The 16,620-nt window shown below is 36.8% G+C and carries 14 protein-coding genes and 1 pseudogene; 8 read left to right on the forward strand and 7 right to left on the reverse strand.

Annotation, left to right across the window (positions count from 1 at the left end; translation table 11 throughout):
* Position 1 precedes the first annotated feature (1 nt).
* Entirely contained in the window at positions 2-2,191 is a 2,190-nt protein-coding gene (gene plsB / locus ACK2M2_RS06720) for a glycerol-3-phosphate 1-O-acyltransferase PlsB (protein WP_419346863.1), read from the reverse strand.
* A gap of 242 nt (positions 2,192-2,433) precedes the next feature.
* On the opposite strand from plsB, the gene cysK reads away from it, so the two are divergent.
* Positions 2,434-3,432, forward strand: coding sequence for a cysteine synthase A (gene cysK, locus ACK2M2_RS06725; RefSeq protein ID WP_419346866.1), 999 nt, complete (start codon positions 2,434-2,436; stop codon positions 3,430-3,432).
* A 102-nt stretch (positions 3,433-3,534) separates the two neighbouring features.
* Here cysK and ACK2M2_RS06730 read toward each other — a convergent pair whose 3' ends face one another.
* Positions 3,535-4,104 carry a LuxR C-terminal-related transcriptional regulator gene (locus tag ACK2M2_RS06730; RefSeq protein WP_419346867.1) on the reverse strand — a complete coding sequence of 190 codons (570 nt, stop codon included), beginning with the start codon at positions 4,102-4,104 and terminating at the stop codon, positions 3,535-3,537.
* A 436-nt stretch (positions 4,105-4,540) separates the two neighbouring features.
* Here ACK2M2_RS06730 and ACK2M2_RS06735 point away from each other — a divergent pair, with 436 nt between their 5' ends.
* From ACK2M2_RS06735 to ACK2M2_RS06755, 5 genes are all read left to right on the forward strand, one after another.
* Entirely contained in the window at positions 4,541-5,878 is a 1,338-nt protein-coding gene (locus ACK2M2_RS06735) for an MFS transporter (RefSeq protein WP_419346870.1), read from the forward strand.
* Positions 5,879-6,060: 182 nt separating this feature from the next.
* Complete coding sequence (locus ACK2M2_RS06740; RefSeq protein WP_419346873.1) at positions 6,061-7,563, forward strand: CoA-acylating methylmalonate-semialdehyde dehydrogenase; 1,503 nt, start codon at positions 6,061-6,063, stop codon at positions 7,561-7,563.
* Positions 7,564-7,759: 196 nt separating this feature from the next.
* Positions 7,760-10,234 carry a heavy metal translocating P-type ATPase gene (locus ACK2M2_RS06745; RefSeq protein ID WP_419346901.1) on the forward strand — a complete coding sequence of 825 codons (2,475 nt, stop codon included), beginning with the start codon at positions 7,760-7,762 and terminating at the stop codon, positions 10,232-10,234.
* Between the two features lie 83 nt (positions 10,235-10,317).
* Positions 10,318-10,710 carry a Cu(I)-responsive transcriptional regulator gene (gene cueR / locus ACK2M2_RS06750; RefSeq protein WP_419346875.1) on the forward strand — a complete coding sequence of 131 codons (393 nt, stop codon included), beginning with the start codon at positions 10,318-10,320 and terminating at the stop codon, positions 10,708-10,710.
* 119 nt (positions 10,711-10,829) lie between these two features.
* The gene (locus ACK2M2_RS06755; RefSeq protein WP_419346878.1) at positions 10,830-11,024 is read left to right on the forward strand and encodes a heavy-metal-associated domain-containing protein; all 195 of its coding nucleotides are present in this window, start codon (positions 10,830-10,832) and stop codon (positions 11,022-11,024) included.
* Positions 11,025-11,145: 121 nt separating this feature from the next.
* On the opposite strand, the gene ACK2M2_RS06760 is transcribed toward ACK2M2_RS06755, so the two are convergent.
* The gene (locus ACK2M2_RS06760) at positions 11,146-12,453 is read right to left on the reverse strand and encodes an MFS transporter (RefSeq protein WP_419346880.1); all 1,308 of its coding nucleotides are present in this window, start codon (positions 12,451-12,453) and stop codon (positions 11,146-11,148) included.
* Between the two features lie 590 nt (positions 12,454-13,043).
* Between ACK2M2_RS06760 and ACK2M2_RS06765 the strand changes: the two genes are divergently transcribed.
* On the forward strand, positions 13,044-13,535 hold the full coding sequence (locus ACK2M2_RS06765; protein ID WP_419346883.1) for a MarR family winged helix-turn-helix transcriptional regulator: 492 nt from the start codon (positions 13,044-13,046) through the stop codon (positions 13,533-13,535).
* Positions 13,536-13,727: 192 nt separating this feature from the next.
* Here the strand turns inward: ACK2M2_RS06765 and ACK2M2_RS06770 are convergent, their stop codons facing one another.
* A complete protein-coding gene (locus tag ACK2M2_RS06770) occupies positions 13,728-13,964 on the reverse strand; it encodes a hypothetical protein (RefSeq protein WP_409510399.1) in 237 nt (78 codons plus the stop codon).
* A 281-nt stretch (positions 13,965-14,245) separates the two neighbouring features.
* On the opposite strand from ACK2M2_RS06770, the gene ACK2M2_RS06775 reads away from it, so the two are divergent.
* On the forward strand, positions 14,246-14,857 hold the full coding sequence (locus ACK2M2_RS06775; protein ID WP_409510398.1) for a LexA family protein: 612 nt from the start codon (positions 14,246-14,248) through the stop codon (positions 14,855-14,857).
* A 12-nt stretch (positions 14,858-14,869) separates the two neighbouring features.
* On the opposite strand, the gene ACK2M2_RS06780 is transcribed toward ACK2M2_RS06775, so the two are convergent.
* From ACK2M2_RS06780 to ACK2M2_RS06790, 3 genes and pseudogenes are all read right to left on the reverse strand, one after another.
* A complete protein-coding gene (locus tag ACK2M2_RS06780) occupies positions 14,870-15,286 on the reverse strand; it encodes a hypothetical protein (protein ID WP_419346887.1) in 417 nt (138 codons plus the stop codon).
* Between the two features lie 204 nt (positions 15,287-15,490).
* Positions 15,491-16,273: a 3-oxoadipate enol-lactonase gene (gene pcaD, locus ACK2M2_RS06785; protein WP_419346889.1), complete on the reverse strand. Its 783-nt coding sequence runs from the start codon at positions 16,271-16,273 to the stop codon at positions 15,491-15,493.
* Between the two features lie 63 nt (positions 16,274-16,336).
* A pseudogene (locus ACK2M2_RS06790) lies at positions 16,337-16,620 on the reverse strand (acetyl-CoA C-acyltransferase); the annotation flags it as partial.

Here is a 16,620-nt window from a genome sequence, read left to right on the forward strand (position 1 = left end):
ATCAACTCGATTTTTTCTCTGATTTTTCTTCAGTTTGTGCTTCAACATTTAATTCATACAAATGTGCCAATGTTGACATGAAACGCATTTTATCATCAGCTACATTCACATGAAGTTGATCACCTTCAATGCTAATAACTTGTTCAGCAAGGAAGACATCAATAATTTGTTGGAAGATGGGTTCAAGGTTTTCAATATTCCATTTTAAGAAATACTGCTTAGCAAAGTTAGGGTAAGCCAGTTTAAAATCTGTAAATAATTGCGCTTTAGACAGACTTTGATGCTGTTTAAGGGCATAAGCCACATAGGCTGGCAAAATAAAGGTATGTAAAATATTGTTGCTGAAATATTTAAGCAAGCCAACTTGACTGTCACTGACTTTGACCCAACGCTCATTATCATGTTCAATAAATTCAACTTGCTTCAATTTAATAGCGTATTGAATAATTTCATGGGCAGAGAGCGCCGTGATTTTCATTCGTTCATCATAATGTATTGTTTGTAGTAAATGGCGGTATTGTTCCAAACGCAATATGACATCACGCTCAGCAAGTTCATAAGTTGGCGCATTGAGTAAAACAATTGCAAGTAAATCAACAGGATTGATGACTACTGCTTTATTGATGTTTTGCAAAATTTCATTGGCAACATCTGTGACAGTCGCTTTGACTGAGTCGGGTAAGTCTGCATGTAAATCTAAATGTGTCGGTGCCGCATGACGTTGTAGAGCAGGTTCAAGGAATACTGGTTCACCAAAATTGACATGCACCATGCCAAAGACTTTTTCAATTTTCTGCATCGATTTGAGTAGGCCAAACAACGATTCAGACTGTTTTTTCTGCCCACCAAGCTCTTTAATATAAGATGAACCTTCAAGTAATTTTTCATAGCCAAAATAGGTTGGAATGAAGGCAATTGGTTTACTGTCGCCTCGTAAATAGCTTTGAATGGTCATTGCTAACATGCCTTTTTTTGGCTGTAACAATAAACCTGTGCGAGAACGGCCACCTTCAATAAAATACTCAAGTGGGGTATTTCGACTGAGTAAACTGTGCAAATATTCTTTAAATACCGCTGTATATAGCGCATTACCATTGAAACTACGACGAATAAAGTATGCACCTGCGCCACGCATGAGTTGACCTACCACAGGCATGTTCAGGTTAATCCCTGCAGCAATATGTGGTACCATCAACCCACGTTTATAAATCACATAAGACAATAACAAATAGTCGATATGACTGCGGTGACACGGCGTATACACAATCTCATAATCTTTTGCTAGTTCACGAACCATGTCGAAATGATGGACTTCAATACCATCATATAGCTGTGTCCATAATTTCGTAAGTGCAATTTCGGCAAAACGTAAAGTTGAGTATGAAAAATCAGAAACAATTTCATTAAGATAACTACGTGCCAATTTATCAGCTTCATTTAAACTAATTTTTTTATGAATGCTTTCTTGGCGGACAGCATCTCTAACCGCTTCAGTGGTCATTAAAGTATTGATCACATTACGGCGGTCAGAAAGGTCAGGTCCTAAAACAGCCTCTTTATACTGATTAAATTCTTGGTTTAATGTTGTTGTTACATAATGTGCAGGTGAAAAGTTTGGACTACGTTCTTGAGCAACCCGAATCATCTCTTGCAATGATGTGGCTTGATGAAACTCGATATAATTTTCACGACCATAGAGGGCAATATTCAGCGCTTGTTTTATGCCCGTTGGCTTTGTCCAAGCATCAGCAAATAACGCTTTGTACCATGTGTCTTCAGTTTCAGGTGCACGTCCCCATAAAATAGAAACAGGCACCAACAAAATATCTTGTTCGGGATGACGTAACAAAAATTCAATCATCCGAATAAGTTTGTCAGGGTAATACGCTGAAACATTGCCTTTGTGATTGTCGTGTAAAGTTAAAAATGAATCATCCTCAGAGAGTTCATTGAGCTGTAATGGCATAAATGCAGATTGTAATTTTTGTTTTTCAGTTTCATTATCAATCAAGACTTTATTCGATACAGAGTCATCTTGAATGACATAGCACACGGGGAATGGTGTCGCTTCTTGGCTTGTCGATATTTGCTCAAGTGTTTGATGCTTTCCGAGCACTTGAGGGCTAACAATTTTATCTAACACTTTTTTTGTAAATTGACGATAAAATTTTTGATAAGCGTTATTCGCCATAATCTTCCCGATTTTTTTCCAATGTGACTATTATGCTTGAAAACAATGAGATGATGGCAATCGAATTTTGACCGTTCACGTTTGAATTTTGTCTAATTTTTCTAAGTAAATGATTTATAAAAGCAAACAAATTCGAAAATAGAATAATTAAATCTCTTTTATGCATATAACATTCTATGTAAAAAGCGATATGATAAAAGCAGATAACATGAATCATTTATATCTAAATTTGAGGAAAGCACATGTCTACAGAAACAAATTTCCCGAAAATTGAAAATGCAGGGATTGCCGTTTATAACAACAACGCTGAAGCGATTGGTAATACGCCTTTAGTGCGCATTAATCGATTGATTCAGAGTCAAGCAACAGTTTTAGCAAAAATTGAAAGCCGTAATCCTGCCTTTTCAGTGAAAGATCGTATTGGCGCAGCACTCATTGCAGATGCTGAAGAAAAAGGTCTACTTAAAAAAGGCATGAAAATTGTTGAGCCAACAAGTGGTAATACAGGTATCGGTTTAGCTTTTGTTGCAGCAGCAAAAGGTTATGACATTACATTAACAATGCCTGCAAGTATGAGTATTGAGCGCCGCAAAGTATTAAAAGCGTTGGGTGCAAACCTTGTATTGACTGAACCTGCGAAAGGCATGAAAGGTGCGGTCGATGAGGCGGTACGTTTAGCCACAGAACAGCCTGAAACTTATTATTTGCCACAACAATTTGAAAATCCAGCCAATCCTAAAATTCATGAAACTACGACAGGTCCTGAAATTTGGGCTGCAACAGGTGGTAAAGTAGATATTTTAGTTGCAGGTGTGGGTACAGGTGGAACGATCTCTGGTATTTCACGCTATTTTGAACAAGTACAAAATCAACCCATTTACTCTGTCGCTGTTGAACCAGCGGAATCGCCAATTATTGGTCAGGCTAAACGTGGTGAAACATTAACGCCAGCGCCACATAAAATTCAGGGTATAGGCGCAAACTTCATTCCGGGTAATTTGGATTTAGATTTAGTCGATGAAGTGATTGCAATTACGAGTCCTGAAGCAATTGATTTTGCACGTAAGATTGCAACCCAAGAAGGTATTTTTGTTGGGATTTCAAGTGGTGCAGCACTTGCCGCAGCCGCACAGTTGGCTGCTCGTCCTGAAAATGCAGGAAAAACGATTGTCGTGATTTTCCCTGATGCAGGCGAGCGTTATTTATCTTCAGTTTTATTTGAAGATATTTCTGCCGAATAAGCTGTATCAATGAATAAAAATAAGTCATAAAAAACCACGGTGTCATTCCGTGGTTTTTTATTCATAAATATGAATAAAATAGTATATCTCTAAATTTTTAATTCAGATATGAGCGTAATTTTTTTCTTGAATAATAATCTTTGAAGTGAGTTCTGCTTTAGTTCGTACACCAAGTTTTTTCATTAAATTAGCTTTATGCACCTCAATTGTCCGATGTGATAAATCAAGCTTTCTCGCAATCTCTTTACAAGTAAACCCATTGACGATGAGTTGTGTAATTTCAGCTTCACGTTTAGTTAATTTATATTTTGATGTTACTACTTGATCTTGACGCTCAAAATGCCAAACCATCAGTTTAAATGGATCTTCTGGTGTAAGCGTTTGCCCATGCGTATGTGTCCAAAAAAGCTCGCCATTTTTATGCTGCATAAAACGATGGTCGGAATAGAAGTGACTTTTTTTGAGCATTAAACTTTGTAAAGCATCATCTCCAACTTTTTCGTAGTCTTCAATACTTGGAAAAATTTTGACTATAGATTGCTCAATCAGTTCTTCCCGTGTATAGCCAAATAAATTTGTAAATGCAACATTCATTTCCATCATGCATCTGTTACTGAGTACAACGATAGGGGCAGGACAAAAATCAAATGCCAATTTGTTATAATTCATCATAAGCATCCTTACTTAATAGATTAAGGAATATATGATTTAGACTAAAATAACAAGTATAAAAACAACCAAATAACTTATTTTTTAAATACAGTAATAGTTGAAAAAACATAAATAATGTTTCGATTTTAGATACTAGATAAAACATTTTTAGTGTTTTATTTTCAATATTTTTTTTATTAAGTTTTTGAATTTTAACTATATAATGAAAAAACACTCACTACTTAAGTAATTAAGGGTGTTGACCTCTAATTTAATCTGATTCAAATTAGAAAAAGATGAAAAGTGATTCATTCTTTAGCTTTTCAAATTGAATATGAATCATCAATATGCATATTCAATATTTAAAAATCAAAAATACTTTATGTCACTAATAGTCCGGATTGATTATTCATAAAGTGTATACAAAATGAAATATTAAAAAGTGCAAGAGGTGTCTATGGAACAGATACAAGGATCAAATGCTCAGCCTAAAAAGTCATCTCACCGTTTGGCTGGTATCTCTAGTATGGTCGGTACAACCATTGAATGGTATGACTTTTTTATCTACGGTGCAGCAGCGGCACTGATTTTCAATAAATTATTCTTTCCTAATCTTGATCCTTTAACAGGAGTCTTAGCCGCTTTTGCAACGTATGCAGTAGGATTTATAGGTCGTCCCTTAGGTGGAATAGTTTTCGGACATTTTGGAGACAAAATTGGCCGTAAAGCTATGCTCTTAACGACACTTGTCATGATGGGTATTCCAACAGTTTTGATTGGACTTTTACCGACGTATGAAAGTATTGGTTATTGGGCGACATTTTTCCTTGTTGTTTTACGTTTTATACAAGGAATGGCGATGGGCGGAGAATGGGGCGGTGCTGTTTTAATGGCAGTGGAACATGCTCCTGAAGGTGGTAAGGGGTTTTGGGGGAGTTTACCGCAAGCGAGTGCGGGTGGTGGCTTAATGCTTGCATCGATTGCATTGGCATTGGTTTCATTACTTCCTGAGGCAAGTCTATTTAGTTGGGGATGGCGTATTCCATTCCTCGCGAGCATTATACTTTTAGGTGTAGGTTGGTATATTCGTGTGAAAGTGCCTGAATCTCCAGACTTTGAAAAAGTGAAAGAACAAGCACAAGAAATTAAAGTACCTGCGCTACAAGTTTTCAAAAACCATCCACGTGAATTGTGGACAATTATTTTTGCTCGTGCTGCTGAAAATGCTTGGTTCTATATTGCATCTACCTTTGCTTTAGCGTACACCACAACAAAATTAGGCATTCCACGCCAAGATATTTTATTTGCCACCATTTGTGGAGCAGGCGTCATTATGGTGATGACGCCCTTATGTGGTCACCTTTCAGATAAGGTCGGACAGCGTAATATGTTTATGTTCGGTTTGGTGGTTCTTGCACTTTATTGTTATCCATTTTTTAGCATGCTTGATACGAAAGATCCGGTACTCGTTTGGACTGCGATTGTTTTGGCTATTGGTGTAGTTTTTCCAATCATGTATGCACCACAGTCACAGTTATTTGCTCGTCAATTTCCTGCAGAAATTCGCTATAGCGGTATTTCTATTTCAGTACAGTTTGCGGGTGTACTCGGTGGTGGTATCGCTCCGCTTATTGCGACAAAGTTACTCAGCGTTGGTGATGGCAGTCCACATTTGATTATTATGTACATTATGGGAATGGCAATATTTGCAATTTTCTGTACATGCTTTATGAAAAAAGATGAGCTTGGAAAATCTGCAAAACTCAAAACTGTCAAAAAAGAAATGCATGTGTAATGCGTTAATACGGTTATTTTAAATAATATTTTAGATAAAGATAAAACTATATTTATCTTTATCTATCAAAACTATATGGCAATGCATATTTGTTAAAAATCAAAGTTTTTAAATTTTGTAATATTTATTTTTTTCTAAAATTAGCAATGTAGCAAATCTAAAACTATACATGGAGGTTAAAGATGGCTCAATTGATCGGGCATTATATATCGGGTAAACACATTGTAGAGACGCAAAGAAGCGGACCTATATTTAATCCTTCCACAGGGGAAGAGATAGCTCAATGTGCTTACGGCGATGTAATCACTGTAAATCAAGCTGTTCAGGCTGCAACATCATTAAATGCTCAAAAATGGTCGAAGGCTTCACATGCATCGCGCTTACAAGTGATCTATAAACTTCGTGAGCTTATGATTGCTAAAACAGAAGAGCTTGCTGAAATTATTGGTAGAGAGCATGGTAAAACTATTGCTGATGCAAAAGGTGAAATAGGACGCGCAATTGAAGGGATTGAATTTGCTTGTAATGCACCACAAGTGACTAAGGGAGAATATGCTCGAAATGTTGCGGGTGATATTGATGTTTTTTCTGTCAGAGTTCCAGTGGGTGTCATTGGATGTATTACGCCTTTTAACTTTCCAATTATGATTCCAGCAGTCATGATGGCAATGGCTGTTTCAATTGGAAATTCGATTGTTTGGAAGCCTTCTGAAAAAGTACCATCAGCAGCATTGTTTTTTGCTAATTTATGGAAAGAAGCTGGTTTACCTGATGATATTTTTAATATTGTACAAGGTGACAAAGTTGTTGTAGACGCTATGTTAGAACATCCTGAAATTTCAGCAATCAGTTTCGTTGGCTCAACTCAAATTGGTGAGTACGTTTACCAAAAAGGAACCTCCCACAATAAGCGTGTTGCAGCATTTACTGGTGGGAAAAATCATATGGTTGTAATGCCAGATGCCGACTTAGAAGCCGCAGCGAATGCTTTTGTTTCCGCAGGATTTGGTTCAGCGAGTCAACGTTGTATGGCTGTTTCGTTGTTACTCCCTGTTGGTGTAGAAACAGCTGAAAAATTGCGAGAGTTAATTATTACAAAAACTAAAGCACTTAAAATGGGGGCTTATAATGATGAATCTGCAGATTTTGGTGCAGTTATTTCATCGCAATCAAAACAGTCAGTATTAAAGGCAATTGATCAGTGTATTGAAGATGGAGCTGAACTATTATTGGATGGACGTTCTTATCAACATCCAGAATATAAAAATGGCTATTATATAGGTCCAACATTACTTGACCATGTAACAACAGACATGGATTTTTATAAACAAGAAGTGTTTGGTCCAGCACGAGGAATATTGCGTGTGAATAGTTTAGATGAAGCCATTGCTGTGACAAATAGTCATGAGTTTGGTAACGGCTCAGTCATATTTACTCGTGATGGCAAAACAGCGCATCGTTTTTTTACTGAAATTGAGTCTGGTATGATTGGAATAAATGTCCCTGTTCCTTTGCCCGTAAGTTATTTTAATTTTGGTGGTTTAAGGCGTTCAAAATTTGGTGAATCCCATTTATATGGACCAGATGCTGCACGTTTTTATACTAAGTTAAAAACAATGTCACAAAAATGGCCCGAGCAAATTGAAGGTCATCAAGAAATTTCTTTGGCATTTAAAATTACATAAAAAATTTACTGTATTTATTGACTTAAAGCCTGCTATAGCAGGCTTTTTATTTAAATATATAACTTAAAGATCTATAAATTTAATCAGCATTATTGGAACTTAACTCTTGACCTTCCCATGATGGGAATCTTTATGCTAATACTAATCAAAAGATCAGCAAAAAGAGGATACTGCAATGACAACAACATCAGATCCAATGAAGCAAAGCAAGAACGTAACACAAAGCTACAGTGGAACGCTCAATATTGAGGGAATGACTTGTGCTTCGTGCGTTGGTAGAGTCGAAAAAGCCTTACAGAAACTGCCTAATATTGATGCTGTCTCCGTGAATTTGGCTACAGAAAAAGCCACCATTCAAAGTCATGAGCCTTTGGACTATGATGCGATTATTCAAACCATTGAAAAAGCAGGCTATGAAGTACCGAAGGCGCTACCTATAGAACTTGCCATTGATGGAATGACCTGTGCTTCTTGTGTTGGACGTGTTGAGAAAGCCCTAAAAAAAGTTGAAGGGGTTACTTCAGTAAGTGTCAATTTAGCCACTGAAAAAGCTTTGATTGTAGCAAACCCTCCAACCACGGTTGAGCAACTCATTCAAGCTGTGGCAAAAGCGGGTTATGAAGCCCATGTCATTCAAGCTGATCAGATCGAAATTCAGCAAGAAAAAAAAGCAGACGAATTAAATCATTTAAAACATGACTTAATTCTTGCCACTATTTTAGCAACACCTGTTTTCTTACTTGAAATGGGTTCACACCTTGTTCCGGCATTTCATCATTTAATTGCAAATAGCATAGGTACTCAAAACAGTTGGTATTTCCAATTTGTTCTGACCACGCTTATTTTAGTTTTTCCAGGGCGTCGTTTTTATCAAAAAGGTATTCCTGCATTATTTCGCCTTGCCCCTGATATGAATTCTTTAGTTGCTGTGGGTACATTCTCGGCTTATGTATTTTCTGTTGTTGCAACTTTTTTCCCGCAGTTATTACCAAAAGGGACGGTGAATGTCTATTTTGAAGCTGCTGCTGTTATTGTTGCACTCATTTTACTTGGTCGTTTCTTCGAGTCTAAAGCACGAGGGCGTACTTCTCTTGCTATTCAACAGCTTTTAGGAATGCAACCTAAAATGGCACGTGTTGAGCAAGATGGGCAAATGGTAGAAATTGCCATTCAAGATGTTAAGTCGGGCATGATTGTTGAAATTCGTCCGGGTGAACGAGTGCCTGTTGATGGTCATATTATTTCAGGGCAAAGTTTTATTGATGAATCGATGATGAGCGGTGAACCGATTCCTGTCGAAAAAGTTGTCGGAGCTGAAGTTATTGGCGGAACAGTCAATCAAACAGGCAGTCTTAAAATTCAGGCAACTGCAGTAGGTCAAGATTCGGTACTGTTCCAAATCATTCAAATGGTTGAGCAGGCACAAGGTTCTAAACTTCCTATTCAAGCAGTTGTCGATAAAATTACCATGTGGTTTGTCCCTATGGTGATGGCAATGGCATTGCTTACGTTTATTGCTTGGGTGATTTTTGGTCCAGAACCCGCATTAAGTTTTGCCTTAGTCAATGCCGTTGCTGTACTGATTATTGCTTGTCCATGTGCCATGGGGCTTGCAACACCGACTTCGATTATGGTCGGAACAGGACGTGGTGCAGAAATTGGTGTGTTATTTCGTAAAGGTGAGGCATTACAGTCTTTAAAAGAAGCACGTGTGGTCGCTGTTGATAAAACAGGGACACTCACAGAAGGCAAACCTGTTTTAACCAATTTTGAAGTGTTATCTGGTTTTGATGAAAATCAAGTCTTGGCAGCTGTAGCAAGTATTGAAAATAAGTCGGAACATCCGATTGCGCAAGCCATTGTTAAAGCTGCGCTTGATTTAGGATTAAGTTTAAGAGAGATTCAAAACTTTAACTCGTTGACGGGTTATGGTATTGAGGCAGGTGTAGATGGCTTACATTTGCATATTGGTGCAGATCGACTTATGCAAAAACTTGGTTTATCTGTTGAACAATTTGCACAGACAGCTGAGAATTTAGGACAAGAAGGCAAAACGCCCTTATATGTAGCCATTGATCAAAAACTTGCTGCGATTATCGCCGTGGCTGATCCGATTAAGGCGAGTACTTATCCTGCAATTAAAGCTTTACATGCTCAAGGTCTTAAAGTAGCAATGATCAGTGGTGATAACCGTCATACGGCTGAAGCGATTGCTAAACAATTGGGTATTGATGAAGTTATTGCTGAAGTTCTACCTGCACAAAAAGTGGAAGCTGTGCAAAAACTCAAACAAAGCTATGGGCATATTGCTTATGTTGGTGATGGCATTAACGATGCACCCGCTTTGGCTGCTGCTGATGTTGGTGTAGCGATTGGCACAGGAACTGATGTTGCAATTGAAGCGGCTGATGTTGTCTTAATTTCAGGCAGTTTGCAGGGTATTCCCAATGCGATTGCACTGAGTAAGGCAACAATGGACAATATTCATCAGAATCTATTTTGGGCATTTATTTATAATATTGCGCTCATTCCTGTGGCTGCTGGTGTGTTATATCCTACATTTGGTATTTTAATGTCACCTATTTTTGCTGCTGGTGCGATGGCGTTGTCTTCAATCTTTGTCTTAGGCAATGCATTACGTTTAAGAACATTTAAGCCTGTAACAGGGTGAAATATGCTTCAATTTAGGATTGCTCATTTATATGAGTTGGCAATTTGAAATCTAACCATATATATCAGAAATAGAGGTGAGTCATGAATATAGGTCAGGCTGCGAAACAATCAGGTTTGTCTGCAAAAATGATTCGTTATTATGAAGATATTGGGCTGATTGATGCGGCAAAACGTACCGATGCTGGTTATCGGATCTACACCGAACAAGACGTTAAAACGCTCAATTTTATTCGGCATGCACGAGAGTTAGGTTTTTCTGCTGAACAGATGAAAGGTTTGATTTCATTATGGAAAAATACCGATCGAAGCAGTGCTGAAGTTAAACAATTAGCTTTAAAGCATATTGATGATTTGAATCAAAAAATTAAAACCTTACAAGAGATGGTCAATACTCTTGAACAATCCGTGTCTTGTTGTGCAGGAAATGAAAGCCCCGATTGCAGTATTTTAGAGCATATTGAAAAAGGGCATTAAGTTAAAAGGCTGTATTTTCTGATACTTAAATTGCAGAAAGTAAGTAAAGAAAGACTTGACCTTGCCATTATGGAAAGGTTTAGAGTAAAGCAATACCATTGATAGAATTGGAGATTATAATGAAACTATTTGTAGAAAATATGACGTGTGGCGGTTGTGCTAAAGGTGTAACTGCAAGTCTGAAAACGGCTGATGAGCAAGCGATTGTGAATATTGATGTTGCTGCAAAATTAGTTGAACTTGAAACTACACTCGACCAAACTGCCGTACTTGCCGTATTGGAAGAAGATGGTTGGAAAGCAGAAATTCGTTAAGCATTTTACTGCGAAATTTTGACCAATAAAAAAAGCCCGAGAGGGCTTTTTTTAGCTTTAAATTATGAGTTTAAAAAATAACATCAGTTTAACAATAATCGGTTGAACGACAGATAAAAAATTAAATTGCGGCTTTTTCATGGTTAATAAAGGCAATCCCCACTGCACCCAAAATGGCAACGGCTGCAATAACCATAAAGTTTTGTTCTAACGGTAAATTCAATGCCACGATATAACCAATAATTAACGGGGCTAGAATTGCACCTAAACGACCAACGCCACCTGCCATACCAATGCCTGTTGAACGAATGTTGGCAGGATAGAATTGTCCACAGTATGCATAAGCCACAATCTGACCGCCTGTTGAGCATGCGCCTACTGCTGCAATAATCAGATAAAGCATATTTTGTGAATGATCAAATGTCATGGCATATAAGAAAATACCACCCAATGTATACATGGTGACCAAGACCCATTTGATGTGAAAACGATCTGCTAACCATCCCCCAACAATACAGCCAATGACTGCACCAAAATTTAGAGCAATGACAAAACTAAGTGCTGAACCTAGGTTATAACCTGCCAAAGCCATCAGTTTTGCAAGCCAAGTACTGAGCGAATAAATCATGAATAGCCCAGTAAAGAAGGCAACCCAAAGCATTAAAGTACTTAAAAAGCGTCCATCACTGAACAATTGAGTTACAGGTACAGATTGATGAGGTGCCATTGGAGGAAATTGTAATTGAGTCTGTTCATTAATTTGTAAAGAGGGCTCAATTTTTTGCATGATCGCTTTAATTTCGTTAGTTTTATTTTTCTTTTCTAAATAGACCAAAGACTCAGGCAAATACTTGTAAATAAAAGGCACCAAAAATACAGGAAAACCCGCAGCAAAAAATACGATTTGCCAACCAAATTCCATAATGAAATATTTACCAATCGCTGCTGCAACAATCCCACCAACAGCATAGCCCGAAAACATACCTGTGGTCATGAGACTACGGATTTTTTTTGGTGAGTATTCAGTCATGTGTGCAACAATATTGGGCAACACACCACCAATACCGAGTCCAGCGATAAAGCGTAAAATACTAAAGCTGATGGGATCTTTGCATAGACCCGCAGCCGCCGTGAATAAACTGAATAAAACTACACAAATTGAAATCGTTAAGCGACGTCCAATTTTTTCAGACAAGCCACCAAATACAATGGTCCCGAACATCATACCGAACAAGGTTGAGCTTGCCATGAAGCCCGCAGTCGATGCTGAAACCTTCATTTCCTCCATAATAGAGGGGATTGCAGCACCTGCAACAGCAATATCATAACCGTCAATAATAATAATTAAAAAGCACCAAAATAGAACGCGGAGGTGAAACTTATTCAGTTTTGCCTCATCTATTGTTTTTTGTACGTCAATGTACTGCATTGGCATCTCCATACCATAATTTATGTCAAATAATTTACATATATTTTCATTTGTTATTACACATATTAGACATTAAAGCAGACAAATTTCCTTATTTGTCCATTAGAAGCGAATGCTAAATATACAAATTGAATATATTTGAATCGAAGTAAATGTCAATATATTGATATATATTATTTTTTATCTTTGTAAAATATTAATATAAAACATGTATTTATTTAATATATTTATTATAAATATTTTAATATATATACTAAAGTCGAGTACTTGTTGAAAAGTAGGATGATTTTATCATTTTTAAAATTAAAAAAGATCAGTATTCTATATTCTGACATATATGACAATATGTTGATATAATTTTGAGAATCTATAGTAATTATCAAAATAAGAGAATACGGTGGAGGATATGTGTAAATACAACCAAACAAAACAACTTATTTATAAAGAGCAGGCTGTAATTGTTATACTTAGGATTAAATGCTATTTTAAAATTGAATGAAAATAGTGCTTTAAAGCCTATAACGAAATTTCATGAGGACATGATATGAATGAAGTAGGCTTGAACATTTTTGATAAAGGACAGATGTTCTATGAGTAATGAACAGAACTCTTCCCAAGATGAAGATTTGTATGCAATACATAACAGGCTTTTTTTTCGAGTATTCCAACTAGGTAATACTTTAGACAGACAAAGTGCTAAAGAACTTGGAGTTTCACCTGTACATTGGGCAGTTTTGGGTGCTTTATCACGTGAAAAAGTACGTGAAGGAATGTCTTTTTCCGATCTGACGGAATATCTAGGTGTAAGTCGACAAAATTTAGATGGCGTACTTAAACGTTTAGAACGTGATGATTATGTGATTCGTTTTGCAGACCAAGCAGATCGCCGTGCAAAAAAAGTGATATTAACGCCATTAGGATTTGAATTTTGGGAGCAATTACAACTCAAAATTTATGAGTTTTATCGTCAAGCAATGGAAGGCTTTATGTTTGATGATAAAGCAACCTTTGTACACTTCTTGAACAAGCTCAATGCAGGCATGAATAATGCTTCATTACAGCATTCGGATCAAAAGAAATGATCTATTTTTATTCAATAATGTACATTTTAGTACGTGAAAATGAAATATTATGTGGTTTTCAAGGACGGTCAATGTAGATCATCCTTGATTTATAACGTATATATTTATGTTCGACTTGCTTTTATTTTGTTTGCTCAATTATTTTTAGGTTAGGAATTTCATCATTGAGTTAGTAGCTGAAAAATATTTTATTCAGCACTGTAGCGATAACGGTTGTAAACCTTTCACAATATCTGAAAATGCAGAACCATTGAGCCAAAAAGATTTTTTCAAATATAAGGTCGTCATAATACTTTCAGCCTCATCTGTATTTTGTTCGCAGACCAATCCGTAGTGGCTTCCCAATACAATATTGTCTTCAATGAGACGAATATAATATGCATGTTGATCATCGGCATAACCTAAGATAGCATCACGTTGAGTTGTCATTTTTATGTCTCCGCATAGAAAATCATTCAATATAAATAAGTGATATATTTGATCATTTTTATTTAAATAAAATCAGTGATTTAAGATTTTAATAAATAAATTTATCTATAATTCAATGTGTTATTTAATTTATCTAAAACATCCATGTTAAACAGATAAGTTAAAATCTGATCAATGAAGCCATTGTTATGGAAAATGAGAAGGACGTCAACTTGAATTTGTAACTTTTTCAAGTTATATTATTTTTAAGGCATCTACGGTTGCAAATAGAGCGAAAACAAATGACAAAAAAACAAGAATTTGAACATGGTGGTGCTCGTGTTAATGCGGGGCGAAAAGCACAGTTCAATGAACCAACAAAGGTGATTCGTGTACCTGAGTCGCAAGTTCATATTATCAAAAATTGGCTGCTAAATAATATTAATCCAGGGCATCTATCGGATTTGTCTTCTTCGTTAAAGATGCAACCTGTAGAAGCTAAAAATGAGAAAATTTACCAAATTCCTTTGGCTACAGAGCGTGTTGCCGCAGGATCACCAGCGTTTATACATGAGCATATTGAACAATCATTAGATATGAATGAGTATTTGATACGTAATGAAGGTTCAACGTTTATTGTAAAAGCAAACTCGCTTTCTATGTATGATGCAGGTATTGATATTGATGATCCGCTTATTGTTGATCGAAGCATTTCAGCAAAGTCAGGTGATATTGTTATAGCGCTGATTGATAACGATTTTACAGTTAAACGACTGATGATTGATATGCAATTTAATCCACCGAAAATTTGGTTGAAAGCTGAAAATGCGGATTATCAAAATATTTATATCGAAGAAGGGCAACAGCTTGAAATATGGGGGGTTGTGACCTTTAATTTAAAAAGAATGCGCTGATTTATTGAAAGTTTAAATAAAGAGTGTTCTTTTTAAAGCGAGCGCATCTTGTAATGCATTGTGTGGTTGAGCTGATGGGACATTGAGTTCATGTTGTTTATTATAGAGCTCTAAAGTCATGGGCGGTGTGGTCATGCTAGAACCAAAACCCAGAATTAAGCTATTTAGAAATAAAGATAGATCTTCGGGCCAATCGGCAATAATATGAACTGAATCGTAATGAAATAAAAAGTTTCTCAGTTGTGACTGAAATTGCTGTAAAGAAAGTGCGGGCTGATTCAAAATCGGAATGACATGTTCAGCGACCCATGCAATAGGTGCATCACAGGGCAAAACCTCATAGAAATAACATTCATTTTCATCGACTAATGCCATCGAAATAAGTTCACCACCAAAGCCATTAAATTCACAATCGAGAAATAACTTCACATTTTCACCGTGTTTTATTGAGTAGTTTTCAGGTTTGGATCAGACAGATTCATATCGCTAAAACAATACAATTATTATGCAAAAATATGGCACATTCAAATAAGAAAGCAACAAAATAAAAAACACCCTAAAAGTTTAGATTTGAATCATCTTCATTTTCAGGATGTTGGGTAAAGCAAAAATCAATGAATCAAGATTAATTTATCATGATGAAGCAATAAATTTTTGCACGGCTTTACTAAATACTTCAGGTTGTTCGATATTGGAAATGTGGGATGCATCAATTGTAAATAACTGACTACCGACAATATGTTCAGCCATAAACTGACCATCGGCTACAGTCGTTACAGGATCTTGAGCTCCTGCGATAATCAATACAGGCACTTGAATTTTTTTCAGTTGTTCACGTAAATCTGCTTTAGCCAACGCTTCACAACAGCTTGCATAACCTTCTGCGCTGCTAGCTCCGAGGTCGTTACTCAGAGAAGTCACAATTGCTGTGTTGCGTTGGATAAAGTGCTCGGTGAACCAACGTGATGCTGCTGTTGATGCAATCGGTTGTAAACCTTGTTCACGGACAAGTGTCGCACGGTCTTTCCATGCTTGTTCTTGTCCAATTTTTGCAGCTGTGTTGCAGACAATTACGTGATTAAAACGTGCAGAGTAGTTGATAGCTAACCATTGACCTGTTAAACCACCCATAGAAATACCACAGAAAGTGGTTTTTTCAACATTGAGATGATCAAGTAAATTGATGACATCTTGACCCAATTGATCAATAGTATACAGCCCTTGTGGGGCAGATGATTGACCATGACCACGAGTGTCATAGCAAATCACAAAAAAATCATTTTTGAATGCATCAATTTGAGCTTGCCACATGCTGAAATTTGTCCCTAAAGAATTAGAGAAAATAATTGCAGGCTTGTTTGCCTCACCAAAAGTTTGGTAATTAATTTGTGCGTCGTTTGATGTGAATGTTGGCATTAAATCCCTCCCAACCTCCCTTTAAAAAAGGGAGGAGAAATATCTTAAATTAGTGATACTTGGTTAGACACGTTCAATAATCAAAGCGATACCTTGACCGACCCCAATACACATTGAGCAAAGCGCATATGTACCACCCGTTGCTTCAAGTTGATTGAGTGCTGTGGTAACTAGACGTGCACCCGAAGCACCCAACGGATGACCCAATGCAATAGCACCACCATTTGGATTGACATGTGCTGCACCATCTTCAAGACCTAGATCACGAGCAACCGCCAAAGCTTGAGCTGAAAATGCTTCATTCAGTTCAATCACATCCATCTGCTCTAATGTTAGATTGGCTTGTT

This window comes from Acinetobacter sp. TY1, assembly GCF_048551395.1.
GTDB lineage: Bacteria > Pseudomonadota > Gammaproteobacteria > Pseudomonadales > Moraxellaceae > Acinetobacter.

What these genes read in the sequence shown, in the direction of transcription:
- pcaD (WP_419346889.1), bottom strand. Translation starts at nt 16,273, where the DNA reads ATGCCAACATTCACATCAAACGACGCACAAATTAATTACCAAACTTTT.
- ACK2M2_RS06765 (WP_419346883.1), top strand. Translation starts at nt 13,044, where the DNA reads ATGAGTAATGAACAGAACTCTTCCCAAGATGAAGATTTGTATGCAATA.
- cysK (WP_419346866.1), top strand. Translation starts at nt 2,434, where the DNA reads ATGTCTACAGAAACAAATTTCCCGAAAATTGAAAATGCAGGGATTGCC.
- ACK2M2_RS06755 (WP_419346878.1), top strand. Translation starts at nt 10,830, where the DNA reads ATGAAACTATTTGTAGAAAATATGACGTGTGGCGGTTGTGCTAAAGGT.
- ACK2M2_RS06730 (WP_419346867.1), bottom strand. Translation starts at nt 4,104, where the DNA reads ATGATGAATTATAACAAATTGGCATTTGATTTTTGTCCTGCCCCTATC.
- cueR (WP_419346875.1), top strand. Translation starts at nt 10,318, where the DNA reads ATGAATATAGGTCAGGCTGCGAAACAATCAGGTTTGTCTGCAAAAATG.
- ACK2M2_RS06760 (WP_419346880.1), bottom strand. Translation starts at nt 12,453, where the DNA reads ATGCAGTACATTGACGTACAAAAAACAATAGATGAGGCAAAACTGAAT.
- ACK2M2_RS06770 (WP_409510399.1), bottom strand. Translation starts at nt 13,964, where the DNA reads ATGACAACTCAACGTGATGCTATCTTAGGTTATGCCGATGATCAACAT.
- ACK2M2_RS06745 (WP_419346901.1), top strand. Translation starts at nt 7,760, where the DNA reads ATGAAGCAAAGCAAGAACGTAACACAAAGCTACAGTGGAACGCTCAAT.
- ACK2M2_RS06775 (WP_409510398.1), top strand. Translation starts at nt 14,246, where the DNA reads ATGACAAAAAAACAAGAATTTGAACATGGTGGTGCTCGTGTTAATGCG.
- ACK2M2_RS06735 (WP_419346870.1), top strand. Translation starts at nt 4,541, where the DNA reads ATGGAACAGATACAAGGATCAAATGCTCAGCCTAAAAAGTCATCTCAC.
- plsB (WP_419346863.1), bottom strand. Translation starts at nt 2,191, where the DNA reads ATGGCGAATAACGCTTATCAAAAATTTTATCGTCAATTTACAAAAAAA.
- ACK2M2_RS06740 (WP_419346873.1), top strand. Translation starts at nt 6,061, where the DNA reads ATGGCTCAATTGATCGGGCATTATATATCGGGTAAACACATTGTAGAG.